Below are 20,929 nucleotides of genomic sequence, written 5' to 3'. Positions count from 1 at the left end.
ATAGCATAATGTGAGTTACATTGTTTGAACAATTTTAAGTATAGAAACAAAAATGTGTGGGCATGAGTACATAATGTTTCCAGTATCCGTATTAATCTAAGAATAAATAAAAGTGTCATCATTTCTTACATTGACGACACTTCCTATGATATAAAAATATGATCAACCAACCCTAATAAAATTGTATATGTAATTTTCCCTACATTATATTCTATCCAACTGCCGATTATTAGCCTAATGGGCATTTAAGTAACTGTTTTGATTAATTGCATTATATTACACTTATCTGCCCTCTTACTGAAATTGGAAGTTTGCTTGCAAGCTCTGTTGCTCTCTGATTATGTATAAAAGTCAATATTATTTGCTTCTATAAATTACTTTCCGATTCTGAGTTTTTAGCATTTCTGTTTTCTATCGCTTCATCTAAAGCATCTTCGAATCGTTTTACATCCAAATATTCATTATTTTTCATAATAAACAATAATGAATATCTTAAAAATTCAACAGCAAGTTCTTTTGTGTATCTTTCTTGTCCATTTATTACTATTATTTTATTCTTCTTAGCATCTCTTCCATGGACAATATCAGATCTAAATCCATAAATAATTTTCATAGCTTTTCTTGCCTCGTTAGCCGAATATGGACAATCATCTAACTTTGCGATAACCACAGCTATTCTGTTTGAAATTGTATATGTAATTTCACCATGCGCGTCTCCAGATAACAATGTCTCTATTCCAATAATTGCATCTAAAGCAGTATCGTCATCAGATTCTCGTAACATACATCTATTCAATCTGTCAATTGCTATAAAAACTCTTTTCAATTCTTTACTATTCTTTTTCGGCTCCCTTTTCTTACGAATAACATCAAACAGTTCTCTTGTCAATACAATTTCTTGGGTTGTAACTCTATATATTTTATGTTGTAGAAATTTTGTATCCACATCATTTCTGTTGAAAGCTCTTATCTGCGCTCCGTATAGCGGTATTAAATTGGCTATCCATTCATCGGCCCATCCAATTGGTTCAATAAGAAATTGTCCATATCCTGTATTGCAGCCAGTTGAAATTCGAATTGCGGCAAATATATCATCAATAATTTCTCTAGGGTAAGCCCAATAATTTGTACTAGCATTTCGTGCTGAGTCTTTCTCCTCATTTTTTATTTGATAGTCAGTCATTCTAATCATAAATGCAGCGCATTGAACCACATGAGATTCTTGAGTAGATTCATAGTTTGATACATTAAATCGACTTAATTGAAAATCTTTAGTCATTTTACTAATAGTAATCTTATCAGTGATTTCAATTTCATCGGAATCAAAATCTAAAAAGCATATAGGAATGCAGATATTTACATTTAGTGTTTCAGAAGTATAACGTAGTAATTGTTCTGAAATTAACTCTTTAACTACATGAACATCTATTTCCTCTTCTTCAAATCTCTTCGTAACATATAAATAACGATTTACAATGTTTGAAATAAAACGTACTACAGAGTTCTCTATATACTTGGGCTCTGATGCAATCATTTTATTTAAAGCTTCATCATCATTAAATGCTTTTAACAACACGTCATATTGCTCTAATTTGTTACAATTTATACTAAATTGTCCATCACTTGATTTTAATACATCACCATATTTTTTTGGCGTATTGTAATTACTTCTATGGAAAAATGAAATACTGCTCTTCATTGCAGGTACTTTTTCTATCATTTCTTTATATACATCTGCTTTCTCGATTCCTTTGAAGAATTCCTCTGGATAATTATAATAAGATGGTATATAGGAATTACTCTTTTGATATTTATAAATTTCATTAATGCCACTGCACACTACTTGTTCGCTTACATCACATAATTTATCTATTTTATCATCTGCTATTTTCATCGAATCCCTCCTTTTAAATTAATTGATTATAGTTACTTTCCGCTATTAGGTAGTTTTAATAATTCTCCCATAATAACATCCCTTCAAATTACTATTTATATGTGTATATATAAATATATTAAGTCCATAGTTTCTTACTATTGTGCCAATTTCTAAATTATATTAAATGAGCCCTTGATGACATTGAACTTCACCTTATTAGCCTAATGGGTATATGCACAATCTGCACAGTTCATCTAAATTCTTTAGTAATTTTTACAATTGCTTATGACGAACTTTATGAATATGAGTAACTAAGGCACTTGAAAGGGTGTATTTTTATAATGTCACGAAACGAATATTTCAAGACATTAAATGTATTTTATGAGAATAAAGAAGAGTTAAAGTATTGAGAAAAAGATATGTACTCTACCCGACCTCTGACCTCGGTAATAAAAGTAGTTACTAAATTAACTAATAAACAAGCTACCATATTACCAACTCCTCCCATGATACAAGCAGCGATAAATAACAGTGCGTATGATGAAATTAATATACTCAATTTGTCAAAGGCTATTATTTTATCACAGAGATCCAGTGCACCAGCATTCGCAGTCAGGAATCGAGTACAATACATATCTACAAAATTATACCATATGGAAATTATGTAATCAAATAATTATAGTTGAAAAATCAAGACGCATTTTGAAAAAAATGCGTCATAACTAATGAAATTGAAAGTACGAACAATGGACTTTGAAAATTGTATAATACGGTATTTTAAAATTAAAATATTTACTATTATAGAAATATAGTGATGTAGAAATATGTATTATGCTATAATTTCTGTAGAGTTAGGTCGAAGTTGTAAAAAAGAATTAAACCGCTAAAAACGGTGGCAGACGAGTGCTAATCATATTAATTTAATTTTTACTTAAATAAAATATAAAGAAGTATCTTATTTGACTAAGATACTTCTTTATTATAATACACACTTCCTATAAACTTTTATTGTCGAAATAAAAAATAAGGAAGTGTTATTATTTATGTCAGAATTAAGAGAAAAAATGAAAATGGATATGGAACTAAGGGGTTATAGTCCAATGACTATAAAAAGCTACATCAATCACGTTAGTAACTTTGCTAAATTTTACAACAAATCACCAAAGTATTTAGGTGAAAAAGAAATTTGTGACTATCTACATTATTGTATCATTAAAAAAAAATTAAGTGAAGGAACAGTTAATTATATTAATTCAAGTCTTAAATTTTTTTATACTAAAACTCTAAATAGATATTGGAATTCGGACAAAATTGCAAGGATGAAAGAACCATCAAAATTACCTGCTGTATTATCTCCAGATGAGGTTAAATCTATCTTTGATGTTACTGAAAATCTTAAGCATAAGGCAATTCTCATGACGGTCTACTCCGCAGGATTAAGAGTTAGTGAAGTTTGTAACCTAAAAATAACAGATATTGATAGTAAAAACATGCAAATATTAATTAGGGAGGGCAAAGGTAAAAAAGATAGATATTCATTGTTGTCTAAATCAAATTTAGAAATCCTCAGAGAGTATTGGAGCAGATATCATCCTACGGAATATTTATTTTCTGGAAAGGGTCGTACAGATTCTATAAGGCCACGTAGTGTTCAGAAAATGCTCGAGAAATCTATAAAAAAAACTAAAATCACTAAGCATGCAACTGTCCATACGCTTCGCCATAGCTTTGCAACTCACTTATTGGATGCTGGTACGGATATCTGCTACATTCAAAGACTTTTAGGACATACACGAATTACTACTACCACTATCTATTTACATCTTAGAAGGATGGATTTACTTAATATAAAGAGTCCGTTGGATATTCTTTTAGGAGAGAACGATGATTGAGATTCAAGATATATTCAATCAATATGGTGATGAATATAGGAGGAATCATCAGCTTCCGCTGAATATTTTAAAAACTATGATAGATATTGAAGCTTGTAGAACAGCAGAGCTTGGTGGTCATGTAGACGAATGTGATGAATGTGGGCACGTTAGGGTTTCTTATAATTCCTGCCGAAACAGGCATTGTCCTAAATGCCAAACTTTAGCCAAGGAAAGATGGCTTCAAAAAAGAAAGGAGGATTTATTATCCGTAGGGTATTTTCATGTAGTTTTCACTATTCCTGAAGAGCTTAACTATATAACATTAACAAACCAAAAGGAAATGTATTCTATTCTATTTAAATCTGTTTCTGAAACACTACTTGAACTTTCAAGTGATAAAAAATATTTAGGAGCAGAAATTGGATTTATGGCAATTTTGCATACTTGTTATTCCTACTTTTTTATTATTCCGATTTTAATGTATACAAAGTTGAAAATATGAAGATATGGTTATCTATGCTGTTATTTTCTTTATAAAATCGGAATAATATTATCTTAATCCATAGAGCTTTCGGATGAGTGCTTCGCTGTTTTCGCTTTTCCAACAGGGTTTTTCTTCTATGCCCATAAGTGGATTCATTTTATTAGTTGCTTTTTTTATGGCATCACGTTTCATTTCTGTATCGGCATATGCATAAATTTGAGTGGTTTCCAGTTGTGCATGACCCAGCCATTCTGACAACAAAGGTAGCGGCATTCCTGCCCTGTAAAGATGAATTGCTCGCGAGTGTCGCCACATATGTGGATGTACATTATCTGGGACTTCACTGCATTCAATCTTTGCTCTACGGCTATAGATGTCCATAAATCTAGCTACATTGTCGTCAGACATCTGTTGAATCATTTCATGCCTTACTGTATAAAACAAATATTTGTCAGGATTATTATCTAGATGATAAGTTTTCACATATTTCTTAAAATGCTCAACGGTTTTTGGCATGATCGGTAAGACTCTCTGTTTGTTGCCTTTACCTGTTACGTGAACACATGGAGTTTTGGAATCAGCATCAAAATTTCTAAGGTGTAGATCCAATATCTCACGGTCTCTTATACCTGTATCATACATGAGAATCATGAAGAACTGATCCCGAATTCCTTTATCCGTCGTAATATCCGGTTGTTTCATAATCGCCTTTACGGCTTCTTCAGACATGTATTTCACTACTGTATTCTTATAGGTATCGTTCTTGAGCGGAACTTTTAATATTTCATTTCTATAAGCCATAAGGGTAAAATCCATTGTACTTGCATACTTATAAAACGAACGTATACAGGCCAATCTTAAGTTTCTTGTGGATACGCTGCAATGACGTTCAGTTTCAATCCAGTCAAGAAAACAGAAAAGAATTTGGCTATTTATTTTTGAAAACGATATGTCCGCCATGCGAATTCCTTTAACTTTTGTGATGTAATCAAAAAAAAGATTTAAAGTTTCTTTGTATGATTTAACCGTGTTGCTACTTAAATGTTTCTGAATTGGCATATATATTTTTAGAAAATCATGAATTAACCGGAATAATCCTTCATCATTGAGTTTTTTCATCACATCTGTACCTCCGGTATTAAATCCGAGAAACGTTTCCAATCTATTGCTTTTGAATGTATAAGTCTTTCAGGAAGTAGGTGAATATAATAAGATGTTTGTGAAAAGTCATAGTGTCCCATATATTTACTCAAGTAAGGTAGAACGGCACATAGATCCCTTCCTTCATCAAGCCATTTCATAAACTTTCTTGTAGCATAATTATGACGTAGATCATACACACGTGGTTTTCTGCTCCCACAGAAACCAATTATGCCTGTATTTGCGCAGCATTTCTTAAAATGATCTATTAATGACTGCTTGCTAATAATTGTACCTTTTGAATTAGTAAAGAAGTACTCCCGATTTATCAATACTGATTTAATTATTTCTTCGTATTTATTACACAGTAGTAGCATGTCTTTCGACATTATTACAATACGATCTTTATATGCTTTGCTTTCACGTATATAAATTCTCCCAGTTACCAGATTTACATCTGTGCATTTAATATTTCTTACTTCACCCGGTCTTAAACCGCAGGTGTAGATTAATCGATAAATAACAGGTACAACATAGTGATTGTATTGTGCATTTTTACTCCGAGAAAAGATGTCAGCGGCATTGAAGAATGCTTTTAATTCACAATCTGTAAAGATATATGGCTCAAACCTTTGGGTTTTACTTAGGAATTCAGAAGGATAGATATACGCCTCAATTCCAATAGTATTTAGATATTTTCCCAATTCCCGAATAGCAATCATTCTTCTTCTGAATCCATTGGCCTGTTCCCGAGGATGTAACTGCGACCATTTCAAAACTAGTTCCTTTGTCAGACGAGTTTCTTGAGGATAATGTTCGAAGCAAAACTTGTCAATCATTCTTAAGTATGGTTCATAGGTAACTCTGGAGTATCCTAAAGATTCCTTGTATTTTATCATGGCTTCCATTGATGTTGCTAATTCGCTTTCAAATAATGTATTCATGAATATATCCCCATCTCAATAGGGATGAATTCAAAACCAAGTGCGCATTCAGAAAGTTTTCGCTCGTTCATCGAAAGATACGGTTTGGCTGAATTCATAGATTTATGCCCCAGTACCTGTGAAATAGTCGAAAGTGGAATATCAGATTCTAGCATCCATGTTGCCATTGATCTGCGTAAAGCATGAAAACTTTTTCCATCATATGCTTTATGGTCAATGTTTGCCATCCTCATATATTTTACAATAATAATGCCTACAGAATGGTTATTACCTAGTTTTGTATATGGAGAAAGGCTTCTTAAAAAGATATGTTCCGATTTAGATTCAGGTCTCCCATGCAATATATAATCTGCTATTGCGTTGCCTGTATCAGATTCCAGTGGAAGAGATAAATAACCACCTGTCTTCTTCTGGATGATATTGATTTTGTCATTAATCCAATCAATATCTTTAAACTTCAGATTTGCAATATCTATAGCGCGTAGCCCAGTATGTGAAGCGAGATATATTATTGCGTAATCACGTTTGCCATCTGGTGATTTTCTGTCTGTTTGATTCATCATCAACATTACTTCATCATGAGTAAAACAAGGTGACACACTTTTTCTAGCTGTCACTGGTTTCTGTAATGGAGCTGTTAAATTTTTATTTGTTACAATGCTACTGTTAACAAGAAAATCAACAAAAACGTGCAATGCATGAACAGTATGTCCCATGTCACCCTTATTAAATGGATAGATAAATGATAGATATTCTGTCAAATCGCTTGAAGTTAACAACAAAAAATCTTCCTGACCACGGCTCTCAAGAAAGCTCATAAATCTTCTGATTTTTGAATTTATATGTCTCTTGGTTTCAGTGCTTCGGTACAAAGTACTTAAGAATTTATCTATACACTTTTCAAAATATGAATTGACCTTAAACTCAGGTCCTGACCCATAGAACCTCCACTGAAATGTGCCCGTCTGATAGACTTCAATAAGTATTTTCACAGATCTAATCAGTACCGTATAGTAACAATTCCCTATTAATTTGCACCTTAACCGCGTCTCCTGATACTTTTGATAGCATTCCAATAAATCAATATTAAACAAAGTTTCACCATGCTCAGCAAAATATTTTTGAATATTACTAAAGTGACGATTGTTGAATGTCGTTAAATTAGATTTACCTATACCTAACGATTCCATTAAAATTAAAGCCCTTTGGATTGTTTGATCCAATGTTACTTGTTTCATAATAATACCTCCTATTTTAATGGTTATTTTAACCATATATTAAAATAGTTAATCGTCAAATGATGTTAATATATTATTCCGATTTTTTTTATAAAGTCCTGTTCTAATCGTTTAAAAACAATGGGTTTAAGAAAATAATGATAACATCGGAATAATAAAAAAGTAGGAATAACAAGTATTATCCCGATGTCGGGATAATACTTGGGGTCAGAATCTTATGAATCATCCACACATACATTGTATAGTTCCAAGTGGTGGACTAACGTTAGATGGTAACAGATGGATAAATTCGAAAAAAGATTTTTTTATCCCGGTGAAAGTGCTTTCAAGAAAGTTTAGAGGTAAATTCTTATTTTACCTTAAAAAAGCTTATTATAGTAATGCTCTTAAATATACTACAGGAATTGAGGAACTAACAGAAAAACATGTATTTCAGAGCTTCATAGATAAGTTATATAAAAAAGAATGGATTGTATATTGTAGACCTCCTTTTGGGAGTGCGGAGTACGTACTTGAATACCTTGGTAGATACACTCATAGAGTAGCGATATCTAATCATCGAATTGTAAATTTAGAAAATGGATATCTAACATTTAAATGGAGAGATTATAAAGACCATAATAAAGAAAAGTTTATGACACTTACAGTAGATGAATTTATTAGAAGATTTCTCATGCATGTTTTACCAAGAAAGTTTGTTAAAATTAGACATTATGGAATATTAAGCAACAGAAATAGGTCAACTAAGCTTCAAAAATGCAAAGAACTTACAGGAGCAGTAGAAAATAAAAATCAAAATTTAGAAGTTAAGTTAAGTGCGGCGGAGCTTCTTTTAAAGCTGACAGGGATAGATATAAATATCTGTTCTTGCTGTGGTAAAGGTAAAATGATTACAAAAGAGAAATTAAATCGTCAAAATTATTCGCCACCAGGAGGAATAAATAAAATAGCATAACGTCTTTATTTAGGGGAGGGGGAAATTACGTCTATTTTTAGAAAATAATCAAGACTTAGAAGGATTTAAGATGCATTTGTGGAAATTAAAGTTAATACTCTTAGTGTTAAAGCAAATTTCAGAAAGAGGGAAAAGATTGAATCTCCATAGTAGTGGAAACGCGGCATCGTTCTTTAGCTTGTTTCAGAAATTGAGCAAATTTAGTGGCTATCACCATAAGTATATACTTATGGTGATAGTTTTTATCGGCTCAACATCTGAATCCAAACCTATTCAAACTACGAACTAATGATTTTTTATATAATCTTACAGATAAATAGTAATTTGACTAAATTGGTGCATTCAAAGAAGACAAGTAGTACCAGCGGGTTTAAGGAAAAGTAGATTTTTCATTATAAAATTATAAATAAAAGACAGACTAGCTCATAATTAAGCAGTTTGTCTTTTTTACTTGTTATTATTATTACTGGAACAGTATAAAAAACAGGAGTACATGACCACTACTAGAAACTATAATACCTAATACAGATAGTAACATATAACACCTTGTCAGATTTTTTTAAAATGAGATTGACATAATGCAACACATATGTTACATTAGATTTATCAAATACATTTTAATGTAACATATATGTGACATTAAACGCGAAAGGAGCATTGTTATGGGAATTAAAGAAGATTTTCTAAAAAGGACAAAGATGGTTGATGTCCATAATGGAAAAAACGGAGTTGAAGAGGTTATGGATTATTTGGTTAATCCAACAATCATAGACAAAATGATAATCGCATCAGAAATGGACTTGCCAGTTTTAACATTAATAGCAAAGGATTTGGAAAATAAGTTTGATAAAAACTCCAATTTTCCAGTTGTAGTTACTGATTTGAACAAAAATGCACTTGGCAGACAGAACGTAGGTAGAATGATTAAATTTATTATGGCACAATATGGATACACTCCTATTGATGGAGGATTATCAGAACGAGCAAGAATACCTGCTGTATCAGGTTCAGAGTATTTTTCAACAAGCGGCATCTATAAAAAAACAGAGGAAAATATATATCAAATTGAAATAATATCTAAAAAAATTTAGATTCAACTCTGTCGTATCTTTCTTATTACGCGTCACAACTAATAAAACTGAATAATCCCTTAAAAATGCCGTATTATTACAATTGAATTTTACGGCATTTTTACGTCGTACTTCAATTAGATTACGAATTAATTAAACTTCTATATTTATTTTGCAGCCTCAATAATCCAGTCAACTATATAATTAAATCTTTCTGATGTAAGTGCATGTCCACCTTCATATTGTTTAATACTAATTTGTTGCCCTGCATTACATTTTTTATATTCCTTTTGTGCCTTTTTATAGATATCCATTGCATCTTTGGAGTATTTATCTTCTGTTGCTGATACAATTAGAAATTTAGTTGGGCAAATCTCACATACTACATCGTCAATATCATAATATCTCATAAAATTTGGTATAACGCTTGCCATTTCAATACCAACATTATTCTTAATTCTGTTTCTAAATGTTGCGGCACTACCGCTAGCACAAGCATAATGTATTCTTTTATCAAATGCAGTAAGATAAATCGTTGTATTACCTCCATATGAATGTCCTAAACAACCTATTTTATTATAATCAACGCAATCCAACCCATTTAACACACTGATTGCTCCTATTGCATCTTCAATTACTATTTTTGCCAGAGTCTGACCTGTGAGTATTCCGTAGCACATTGTAAGAAAATGCTGGCAGTCATCATCTTCATCATTTTTATTGATTCCTGAAGCATTAACTCTTCTATCCTCAAAACACAATGAATCTGGTGCGATGACAACAAATCCCCTCTCTGCAAGTGCAGGACCAAACGCTTGAAGAGGATTCCCAGCAAGACCGCAAACTTCACTCTTGCCAAGATTTCTTTCTCTGTTATGTTGATGATTAATTAAAACTGCTGGGTGTTTTCCTTCTCCATCTGGCAAAAGCAAAAGGGCAGTGTTTTTACGTCCATGTATGAAATATTCAATAAGTTCCCTTCTGTATCCATTACATTGGAATGTTTCTAAAACCCCATAATCTATTCTGCTACTCACAGGCTTCAAGTCAATAAGTTTTACCATCTCTTTACTATTTGTACTCATACTCCCTCCTTCTAATAAATGCAAATTTATACTTTTGCGATATACGAATTTTATTTACTTCGCCTTATCCTACAGTTGTGTCGCAAGTTATGAAAGTTGTGAATCAACTTAACCTCGAATTATATTGATTTGAGCAGTATATTTGAAATACCATTGCACACATTTAAACTTAAATGATAGTTTAGAATTTACATTCTAATTGGAACTTTAAGATTGTAATAAATTTCTAAGAAAATTAGCTGTAGCTAAGACTTCTTTAATATTTTTTTCATTATTCATATTTAATTTTACATATTGCATAATTTTTCTAATATCAGTTAATGAATTTTCAAATAAGTCATTCATCCAATTATATTTTGGAAAAAGCCATACATGAAAGTGGTTTGAACGTTCTTCTTGAATAATAACTACTTCTATGATATCATTAATTTCATTTAAAGCTAATCTAGATTTATATATTAGGTTAGTAAGTTCTGTTACTTCATCTAAAGATAACTGAGCAATTGATTTTAAATGTTTTTTTGATACTATAACGAGAAAGCCTTTTAGAGGAGTTTCTAAATCTTGCTGGATAAAAAAATTCTCTGTTTCTTTTATAATTCCACCTGGAGGTATAACATTACCTTTACCTATCTCACAAGCTATACATTCAGACTTCCACTCATTATTCATAAAATCTTTCATTATGATTCACTCCTTCATTATATTTTCCCCTTACGTCTTATCTTACGAGTTTGACATATCACTATGCCCTTATTCTTCAATTATATTTTATTTTTTTGAACTGCCCATTATAGACATAATGGGAAGTTTTATATCTATACTGTTTACAAAAAACTAACCGCATTATCGTAAATTGCATAGTAAATTATTAGTAAACAATATGGTTCGTATAATATCTGCATCTGCTTTTGAAAGTAGTCCTGTATGTGCACTATTTTTACGCAGTCGGTTAACTGCCCATAAATCACTAATATAACCACAATATGGGGGAATAGAGTCTTCTTTTATTTTCCATATTACTTGACCAAGCATTTTTTCTTCTGCTGTTAACAATGATCCCAATAAGTATCTTAGTTGCTTTTCAACCACTTTAGAATATTCGACAATAATTGGTGCAAAATCTATTACGCTATTTTGATGGAGTTCAAATAATAAATTAGCTGTAACCAAAAATTCTTTTGCTGTACTATCTAAATGTGGATAATTAGCATTAACTTCTCCCTGGATTTTAGTCTGTAACTCAGTTTCGTTAACTGTGTTTTTTTTCATATTTGCTAAGATTCCATCCATCTTAGCTTCATAATGCTCCCAATTGTCTAATTCCTCTAAATCAATATTTAAAGAATTGTTTTGAAGCGTAATTAGATCAGCAGCCCATTTTCTAAAATAGCCACGCTGATATTTATTCTTCTCTAATTCATTTTGCAACGCTTCTTTTGCCTTTTGGTAGGCCCCACTAATGTCGTCTAGTTTAGGTAAAATCTGATCCCATATTTCCCATTCGCTTTTTTCTGGCAACTTTTCTTTAGCTATTTTTAAAAATGCTTGCGCATTATTATAATCTCCCAATTCATTGTATACAGAAATCAGACCTTTATAAGCCTCATATTCAATCGATCCCATCGCACTATTGGAAGCTAAAGAATGCATCAACGAACCATTCTCATCTAAAAAAGCGTAAGTATTTTCATTGAACTGTATAGAATTCAAACAGGCTATGTAAGTTTCTACTGCTAACTCGAATCCTTTATTTTTCTTATAAATGTCTGCCAAAACTAGCAATGTAGTATCATCCTCCACCAAGAATAATGCCTTTTTACACCATTGAATAGCTTCCTTATAGTTTCCTTTTCGCTTCAATAATTGTGCATAATTAGAATAATTTTGATTATTAGGGTTCAACTTAATTAGTTGATTTACTAAATCATAAGCTTTATCATATTGTTTGTTTTGCATTAATGAAATTACTAGATTGCTCTTTATACCAAATGTAAGAATGTCATCTTTAGACAGTTCCAATGCCTTAGTTAAATAATCGATAGATTCTGTTATTCTATTTATTTCCGGATATAGCGATATTAGCCCCAATGTACAATATACTTCAGGATTCGGCCATTGTTCAACGCAACATTTCGCTAATTCATACGCACGAAGAGTATCATTCCCAATTCCTATATAGAACGATGTTGCAACACCACACAACCCTGCATTTTTCCCATATTTCTCAAATAGATAATCTGTAATTTCTGATAGACCCTTTTGGCTTTCTTCGTTAAAATCTGTTGAATTAGCACAATCAATAGCATGTTGATAACTCATTACAATTTGTTGCTCAGCTTTTTTTAAAATTGACATGTCTTTAACTGACCTTAATGCTTGTGCTGCTTGTGAAAATTCTAGTATTTCAATATAGATATCATAAGAAATAATTAAAGCCTGTTGATTTTCAGGTTTTAAGTCTAACGCCTTGTCGCACAGTTCCCTTGCGTTTTTTAAATCGTCATTACTATTTATTTCTTTCCATAAGCACCAATATGCACGAGCCATATTGGTAAAAGTTCCACTAATAAATTTATACGGTTTATTTGCACTTATGATTTTATTTCCATCAACAATTATTTGATGACAATTTTGAATGGTTAAATTTTTCATCAATGAATACTGTTTTAAATACAATTGCTCCATTTCTTTATCATTAATAATCACTTTGTCAATGCAACATTTTTTATATTTTTTACCACTACCACAAAGGCATGGTTCGTTTCTGCCCGGTTTCATTTAGTAATCATCCCCTTGCATTAATTCTTGTTATACGCAGTCATTAACGGCGGTAGCCGATACACTACATTAAAATGTCTTTATTCTTTTTGTCATTTTAAATGAATCGAAGCCCCTTGGACCGTTTTCTTTAATCATCACTACTCTGAAACCTTGTTTCTCATAAAATCCTCTTGCCTGAAATTCTACAGTGCCTGTACTAATGCTATAAATACCAAGCGTTCTTGCTTTATCCTCGATGATATTCATAAGATTTGTACCGATTTGATTCCCTCTATACTCTTCACTAACAACAAGTCGATTAATGTACATAGAATCTTCAGTGATGCTTACCTGAATTCCTCCGGCAAAATTATTATTATTATTATTATTATCTAATGCCACAAACATAATATTCTTTTCTTCTACATCCTGAATGTCATTTTCTTTATTAATTCTCTCCATCTGATTATGGAGAATTAAATCATATTCAACAATTTTCTCAGTGGTTATAACAACTTCTAATTTAGTATTACTTTCTACATTAAAATCGATATTCTGTAGATGAAAACTTCTTTTAGTCTTAGGAGTACCTTCCATCACTCCTATCAGCTCAAATCCTAACATCTGAAATTCCTTTGCACAAGATTCAATTTCTGTAATTAAATTTATTCCAACAGCTCGATTACTATAGTGAAGCCATATTTCCGAAATAAGTTTCTTTAAAACTTCAACATCTTCATAGAATATATTACCTATACTTACCCAATCCCAAAATAGATTAATATATATAGCCCCAACAAGCTTATCACCTTCAATTGCATAATAATACTCTGTTGAGACCTCTCTATCACCAGTATGCTTATAATTGTAAGCTCTTAAATGCTTAACAAGGATATCATTATACTTAAAATCTCTGTCTTCAATGTACCTCATTCTGTTTCCCCCTATAAAATGTTTTTTACATTTTTTTAATGCATACCGAAAGCTACCAAATACTTACGTGTTTTTGGCAAGCTAAAAACCATGCATTGCGGAACTTAATTTTCCCAGCACCCTATTCCAATTATTGGGTATTCATGGTTAAGTGTGTTAAGCGGTAGCTTGGGCCACTAAAAACTAATAAATGGCTGTGATGAACTAGTCGGTCAATGATAGCGCTGGTAAGCTTTTCATCGTAAAAAATACCATTCCATTTGCTGAACTCTAAGTTAGTGGTGATAATTACACTTCGTTTTTCATAACATTCCGAGATTACTTGAAATAGTAACTGAGCTCCCTCTTTTTCAAAAGGGACGTACCCCCACTCATCACAAATCAACAGGTCAATTTTCTCTATCTGACGCATAAATCGTTTCAATTCTCCTTTAGCTTTTGCTTCGCTCAATTGATTAACTAGTGCTGCTGTCCGAAAGAATTTTACTCTTTTTCCTCTAGAACAAGCAGCTACGCCTATGGCAGTGGCCATGTGACTTTTACCAGTTCCAACCGGTCCATATAATACTAGATTTTCTAGCTTATCAATAAAACCTCCGGTTTTTAAATCATCAATATCAATTGCTTGAGGGACTTGAATATCTTTAAAAATATAATCTTCAAAGGTTTTAATAACATCAAATCCAGCTGATTTAAGGTTTCTATTTCTTCTAACTACTTCTCTATTTTCAGCTTCACGTTTTAATATTTGTGCTAAGAAGTCCCCAAAATCCGTTGCTTGAATTTCTGCATAGTTTTCATAAAAACTAGTTCCTAGTCTAAGTTCTTTGCAATAATGTTTTATTAATACATCTGAGCTCATTGATTTAGTCCTCCTGCAACCATTAATTTATCATAAACAGTTATGTCAGGGGTGTACTTCTCAAGTTTTGGTACTGTTTCAGAAAGACAAATTTCTAGTTCCGGTAAAGGGCCGGTCGTTAATCGGCAATAGGTAGCCCAAATACTATCTACATCACTTGTCCCACATTTAATGCTTTCTTCAAATGCTGCTATTGCAGAATCTATATTTGTAGTTGCTGTCATTTTGGTAAATAATTTAAGGGCCGTAGGCCGCTTAGACATAAGTTCTAAATAAGGAACCCAAATCATCGATTCTTTTTCCTCTCCATATAGCCTACTATGAGTAACTATAAGGTTACTGTTATAATCTAACACATCAATATCATAGGCTCCAACTTTAAACATAACTTGTTGTCCTTCCATATTGGGAGAGGTTGAATAAAGTCTTCCATCAAACTTCGCTTTACCATAATTGTCTGCCTTTGCAAATTGATGCAAATAGACCTCAAATGGAGCATCCGGAAGTTTAAAGAACTCTATGATATCTTCTTCAAATAAATCTTTGATAAGGCCATGGCCCTTATAATGCATTCTATTCATATCCTTATCACATTTTTCAAGAAGTTCCTTGTTGAATTCTTTTAGACTCTTAAATTCCGGAACTGGCACTAAGAGATTTCAGCGGTGGTATCCCACCTTTGCTTCGACGGACCATTTCTCATTACCACTATTTGGATTGCAAAAATTACTTTGAAAGCCATAGTGCATCATAAATCTTATAAATCCATCTGTTAAATCACGTTTCCCATATTCTTTAACTTTCTTAACTGCCGTAGACATATTGTCAAACCATATAGCTATTGGAACTCCCCCAACATGTTCAAATATTGCTTTCATACCTTCTAATAGGCATTCTTGATTTTGACTTTTAAAGAGTTGCATATAGCCACCATTGCTATGTGGATAAGATATATTAAGATAATTACCGTCATATGTAATTCCATTTTCAATAAAACGAGCTTCTCCAAAATCAACCTGAGCTTCACCTGGTGGATGCTCTAGTGGTAGAAATCCATCGGTGACCATGACCAATTCTTTTCGTAGCTTTGCAACGAATTTTCTTACGGATCTTTCATGAGCATCAAACTCATTTGGGTAAAGTTCTTCTAACCGATCATGTATTCTTTTTGCTGTATGCTGTTGTTTGTGTGGAGCTTTCTTATCATCAGTGAGCCATTTCAAGACAATATCTCTGTAGGGTGACAATTTGCTCTCACGCTTTTGTTTTATGGGCATTGGGAGATTAAAATCTTCTTTATCAACATATCTTTTTACTGTAGAAAAATCATGACCAGTAATTTCCGCAATTTTTCTTAAACTTTTCCCTTCAAATTTCCTCAAATGTCTGATACGATATATATGTTCCATTGTTAGCATCTCCTCGGTCTCCTTTTCAGTTTCGTCACTAAAAAGGATAATTTATTTTGAGGGTGCTGGCAATGGATTTTTTCCATTTTATGCTTGGTTTTTTAAAGGCCGGTCTGCATTGATTTTAGTATACCAGAAACAACTTACGCTCTAACTCAAAAAATAGTTAATGATTGCGCATAACGTTCCTGCTTGCAGACGTCCCTGAGCCCATTTATGAGGCGAAGGGATGTGTTGTGGCGACCCTAAAGAAAGACCCCTAAGCTGCCACAACGAATTGCAAGCTTTTGTTAAGCGACGTTTTTCAAGCAATCTTTTCTTTAATTACATTGATTACTTTATATCCATCACTTGTTCTACCTTTGTATGCTCCATGTTTATATGTCATCGGTATAATGGTCGTTAAAAATTGACTATAACTACCAAATATAAATGAGCATAAAAGTATTTTTAAAAATATATTTTCTGTTATAGCGCCTAAAATAGTAAATATAAATCCAACTAATACTGAAGCAATTGGACCACCTAAATAAAATAATATTTTTTTATAATTCTCTTGTGGTATTTCACTCAAATACGTATATCCAACCCATGGCGAGAATTTATTTAAATAAACTTTCAACCTACCAATTTTGAAACTAACATGCTTTTTTTCAAAATTTCCTATCGTTATATCTACTTGTCCATTTGTGAGACTTAAAGCACTGATGGCATGCCCTAACTCATGTAAAAATGTTAGAATTGGTGAAATTAAACTTATTAATACTCCATACACAATAAATAAAATAATACTATTATTCATTTTAACTATTCCCCCATTAAGTATAAATTTGAATTAACTTATACTAATTTTCATAATGTCATACAGATATAAATCTCTTATTTTAATGTTGCTTAACTACGGTATTCCCGACATTTATAAACTAAGTGCTAATTTGGGGAACTGTCCATTATAGCCATAATACTCATAAATACTTCTAAAACATTCTACTAACAATCTTTCTACATCCTTCTATCATATTCCTTCTAAATTTGTATAATAAATCAAAATAACTCGTTATTTACTAAACAATCCATCTTAACTTTTCTTTAATATTATGAAACAACAAAAAAACACCGATATCTAACCGATGTTTTTTGTCCAAGCAAATCTATTTAAATTATTTAATGCAAGATTTTAATAACAAGAGTTTAAAAAGCTTACCATTTACGTAGGTGTCTATTCATGGCTATATGACTCATTTACATATCTTGCTTTTAGTTCTTGAATATTCATAGATAAATTCAATCTTTTAGCAATTTCAAACACAGCAATCCATAAGCCATCGTTATGACTAGGCCGCCTCCATATATTTACCCAATGTCATTTGAGATAATAGCTGCTATTCTTGTTTTAAAATATTCACAAAAATAAAGAGCACTTCTGATCCATAAAACTAATTTCACAAATCCTTAGTAAGTTCGATCAATTGCTTTCTATAACTTTCTTTATTGTGCTGTATCTTATGCATATCGACCCTTTTAAGCGTATATCTTTTTATAACATTCTAAAGCTTTCTAACACTTGTGTGGGAAAGTTGTGGGAAAATAAAAAAATAACAGGTTTTACATTGCTGTAAAGCCTGCTATATCAACGTTTATGTTTTGGTGACTCCTAGTGGAATTGAACCCCTGAGTCGTTAAATTGCCTTTTATAACTTTCTGCAATCTGCTATAACTTATGTATATCAACCCTTCCAAGGGTATAATATTTTATAACATTCTAAAGCTTTCTAACACTTATGTGGGAAAAGTGTGGGAAAATAAATGAAAAAATCGTAATAACTTCTCTTTGCATTATAAGAATAATGGGTAGTTGATTAGATGAAATACACCCACGCCATAATAGAATATACATATTCATTAACACTATTTATCTTAATGACTTCAGATATTCACCTAGATTAAATAAAAAAATTTAGTTTTATGGACTATCCGTAGTAGGTGGTTAGGCTGACAATCAATGTATCTTGAATTTATAGAAAGATACTTTAAAAACAATATAATTCCAGCTAAACTAAGTACCAGTTCTGCTGCCATCATTGTATTTTTCTAATACTTATTCCTTATACTTGGGTGTCATTACTGATAAAAATAGCGCACTAAAACTTCCCAATAAAGTCCATTCCATTATTTTACCTGATACAAATTGTACAAATTTAACAACCGTTTGATCGTATGTTACACCTTGTGTATAATTAAAAAAGCTATTCATTCCTATTTTAATTGATTGCTTTAAAAGTACTTCTAAATTGCCTGCTTCTATTACACTAATCTCCTTTGTGTAGTAATATGATCCAAAAATAAAACTACCATATATAAGCAAGATGATATATACTCCAATCATAGAAGCTATGCATACCCAGAAGCTCCATATGTTACTTTTAAGAATTCGTATTATCGCAATCATTGTTATAATAAAGCCAAGAATAAAAAAATATATTCTAAGTTTATAACCAAAATAGTCTTCTACTGCTAATATTGTCATGCCTGTAATAATGAAAAATGTATAAGAATATACTATAAAAGATAATAACGTCAATTTTCTTAATCTAGTTTTAAATTTCTTATATTGTCTTTTTCTTTCTTTATTAAAAATAACATCTAATTCTTTCCTAATTAATTTAGGGGATGTTTTTTTACTTTTTAACATACTGTCTAGTTTTTCCATTTCATTAACATCTTCATTTTTTACATCTACACCATAATCATTTTTATATTCATAGTTAAATAATTGATTTTTCAAAATTGAACCAATTAGAATTAAAGTAGTGATTGTAAATGTTGTTATATCTATCATTAACATATTGTATTCTCTATTTTTATATAGTTTAAAAATAATAAATATGGAAAATATAATAATTGTTATAAAAACATCAGCTATAAATATTTCATAGTGGATATTATTATATAATTGAATTTTTCTACTATTTCTTTCTTTATCATTTTTTATAAGATTAATTTTAGTACTTTCATCTTTTACATAATCCTTATACTTAATCCATCTTTTGTAATCAAAATATTTCATAATCAAACTCCTTATATTATAAATACAAACCTTTTAAACAACTATACATTACATTCCCATAATTTACATAATTATATTGTGATTATCCCATATGAGTATATTAAATTTAATTGAACGTATTTATGTATATGTGTAAAGATTTTTGTATCCAGTTTTAAATCAACTTAAAGCTTACAACTTTATAAAGTTATCTTCTCATATAAATTTTGAGAATTGTAGAACCCTTTTCAATTATATATATTCTTAAAATACCTTTATTATCTATGTAGTCGTTAATATAAAATTCATCACATAAACATTATTATAGCTATTGAAGGTACTCTATATTGAGTATCAATTTATATCTACCCTAATTTCCTTCCAACTTCGTAATTTTCTAAATTTTATAAATTTATGAGCAACCATTAAAATTTGAACTATTCCTTCGTACTGGCATAACCATCGGAAAGGATAATCTGTACCAAAGAACATTCTTCCATAATCAATTATATATGTTGGTATTGCTAACTGCCTTATAGTTAATTTTGTCTAGTCCTTCCACCGGTCTAAATACTTACGGTTATAAGAATAATGTGAAGCTGAAGAATATATAAAAAACGCAGAATTACTCCATTACTTTAGTACTTCTAACAGTTGTTTGTGTCGTCCGTTATGAAGATTCCGAATGAAATCTCTTAATAAACCATCCTACTTTTTTTCAATTAAATTAGCTACAATATGTCTATGCACTACATCATTTATATCTTTCACTAACATATTTTAAAATTTTGTTTATTTTGCCAAATGCGAAATAATTTTATTTTTTACAGCGTCAAAACGTATTAGTACAGAGTTAACAAATTCTCTTTGCTCTCGCATTATATTTAATTCTGATATTGTAACCCATTTTGCATTAATAACTTCATCAGATTGCAGCGATAAATGGCTTATGTTAATATTAAGATTAAGAAGATAAGTGTCTACAAATTGATTTGACATTATTTGTGTTCCAATCAACTTTGGCACTGTTTTATCTATATTTATTCCAATTTCTTCAAAGACCTCTCTTCTTATTCCTTCAAGACTTGTTTCTCCTGCTAAAACCATTCCTCCTATACATTCCCACTGATAAGGATGACTTTTAGATGGGTGTCTTTGTGTCAATAACATTTCACCATTATCATTAATAATCCATATTTCTACACCAGTATTATACTCTCCATCACACAACGGCTTTCCTCTCTCATTAT

The 20,929-nt window shown here is 31.2% G+C and carries 15 protein-coding genes and 2 pseudogenes; 4 read left to right on the top strand and 13 right to left on the bottom strand.

The features are described 5' to 3' along the window. Positions 1-367: 367 nt before the first annotated feature. Entirely contained in the window at positions 368-1,894 is a 1,527-nt protein-coding gene (locus tag G9F71_RS12570) for a HEPN domain-containing protein (protein WP_164952517.1), read from the bottom strand. Positions 1,895-2,919: 1,025 nt separating this feature from the next. Between G9F71_RS12570 and G9F71_RS12565 the strand changes: the two genes are divergently transcribed. Then, on the top strand, positions 2,920-3,768 hold the full coding sequence (locus tag G9F71_RS12565) for a site-specific integrase (protein ID WP_164952518.1): 849 nt from the start codon (positions 2,920-2,922) through the stop codon (positions 3,766-3,768). After that, positions 3,761-4,252, top strand: coding sequence for a transposase zinc-binding domain-containing protein (locus G9F71_RS12560; RefSeq protein ID WP_164952519.1), 492 nt, complete (start codon positions 3,761-3,763; stop codon positions 4,250-4,252). The genes G9F71_RS12565 and G9F71_RS12560 overlap by 8 nt, the downstream gene beginning before the upstream one ends. 48 nt (positions 4,253-4,300) lie before the next feature. On the opposite strand, the gene G9F71_RS12555 is transcribed toward G9F71_RS12560, so the two are convergent. From G9F71_RS12555 to G9F71_RS12545, 3 genes are read right to left on the bottom strand one after another with little or no spacing between them, the layout of a single operon-like run. After that, on the bottom strand, positions 4,301-5,353 hold the full coding sequence (locus G9F71_RS12555) for a tyrosine-type recombinase/integrase (protein WP_224626679.1): 1,053 nt from the start codon (positions 5,351-5,353) through the stop codon (positions 4,301-4,303). Then, a complete protein-coding gene (locus tag G9F71_RS12550) occupies positions 5,353-6,318 on the bottom strand; it encodes a tyrosine-type recombinase/integrase (protein WP_224626362.1) in 966 nt (321 codons plus the stop codon). Before G9F71_RS12550 ends, G9F71_RS12555 begins: the two co-directional genes overlap by 1 nt. Next, a complete protein-coding gene (locus G9F71_RS12545; protein WP_224626360.1) occupies positions 6,315-7,556 on the bottom strand; it encodes a site-specific integrase in 1,242 nt (413 codons plus the stop codon). Before G9F71_RS12545 ends, G9F71_RS12550 begins: the two co-directional genes overlap by 4 nt. 211 nt (positions 7,557-7,767) lie before the next feature. Here G9F71_RS12545 and G9F71_RS12540 point away from each other — a divergent pair. Further along, positions 7,768-8,511, top strand: a pseudogene (locus tag G9F71_RS12540) (transposase); the annotation flags it as partial. Between the two features lie 662 nt (positions 8,512-9,173). Next, positions 9,174-9,602: a hypothetical protein gene (locus G9F71_RS12535; RefSeq protein WP_164951080.1), complete on the top strand. Its 429-nt coding sequence runs from the start codon at positions 9,174-9,176 to the stop codon at positions 9,600-9,602. 146 nt (positions 9,603-9,748) lie between these two features. Here G9F71_RS12535 and G9F71_RS12530 read toward each other — a convergent pair whose 3' ends face one another. The 9 genes and pseudogenes from G9F71_RS12530 to G9F71_RS12490 form a co-directional block, all read right to left on the bottom strand. Then, positions 9,749-10,666, bottom strand: a complete 918-nt coding sequence (locus G9F71_RS12530; RefSeq protein ID WP_164951081.1) for an alpha/beta hydrolase family protein — start codon at positions 10,664-10,666, stop codon at positions 9,749-9,751. A 207-nt stretch (positions 10,667-10,873) separates the two neighbouring features. Next, positions 10,874-11,350: an HIT family protein gene (locus G9F71_RS12525; protein WP_224626356.1), complete on the bottom strand. Its 477-nt coding sequence runs from the start codon at positions 11,348-11,350 to the stop codon at positions 10,874-10,876. Between the two features lie 162 nt (positions 11,351-11,512). Next, positions 11,513-13,447 (bottom strand): SEC-C metal-binding domain-containing protein, encoded by a 1,935-nt coding sequence (locus G9F71_RS12520; protein ID WP_224626354.1) that lies wholly within the window; start codon positions 13,445-13,447, stop codon positions 11,513-11,515. Between the two features lie 69 nt (positions 13,448-13,516). Continuing rightward, positions 13,517-14,362 carry a GNAT family N-acetyltransferase gene (locus G9F71_RS12515; protein ID WP_164951082.1) on the bottom strand — a complete coding sequence of 282 codons (846 nt, stop codon included), beginning with the start codon at positions 14,360-14,362 and terminating at the stop codon, positions 13,517-13,519. Between the two features lie 130 nt (positions 14,363-14,492). After that, the gene (gene istB, locus G9F71_RS12510) at positions 14,493-15,224 is read right to left on the bottom strand and encodes an IS21-like element helper ATPase IstB (RefSeq protein ID WP_164951083.1); all 732 of its coding nucleotides are present in this window, start codon (positions 15,222-15,224) and stop codon (positions 14,493-14,495) included. After that, positions 15,221-16,642, bottom strand: a pseudogene (istA, locus tag G9F71_RS12505) (IS21 family transposase). Before istA ends, istB begins: the two are co-directional and overlap by 4 nt. A 295-nt stretch (positions 16,643-16,937) precedes the next feature. Continuing rightward, entirely contained in the window at positions 16,938-17,435 is a 498-nt protein-coding gene (locus G9F71_RS12500; RefSeq protein WP_164951084.1) for a site-2 protease family protein, read from the bottom strand. Positions 17,436-18,731: 1,296 nt separating this feature from the next. After that, on the bottom strand, positions 18,732-19,700 hold the full coding sequence (locus tag G9F71_RS12495) for a hypothetical protein (RefSeq protein WP_164951085.1): 969 nt from the start codon (positions 19,698-19,700) through the stop codon (positions 18,732-18,734). A 771-nt stretch (positions 19,701-20,471) separates the two neighbouring features. Beyond that, positions 20,472-20,909, bottom strand: coding sequence for an NUDIX hydrolase (locus G9F71_RS12490; RefSeq protein ID WP_164951086.1), 438 nt, complete (start codon positions 20,907-20,909; stop codon positions 20,472-20,474). Positions 20,910-20,929: the final 20 nt, after the last annotated feature.

This window comes from Clostridium sp. FP2 (genome assembly GCF_011065955.2).
Taxonomy (GTDB): Bacteria; Bacillota; Clostridia; order Clostridiales; family Clostridiaceae; genus Clostridium_AD; species Clostridium_AD tagluense.
The sequence above is the reverse complement of the archived record's forward strand: the minus strand, read 5'-3'. Positions and strand labels throughout refer to the sequence as shown.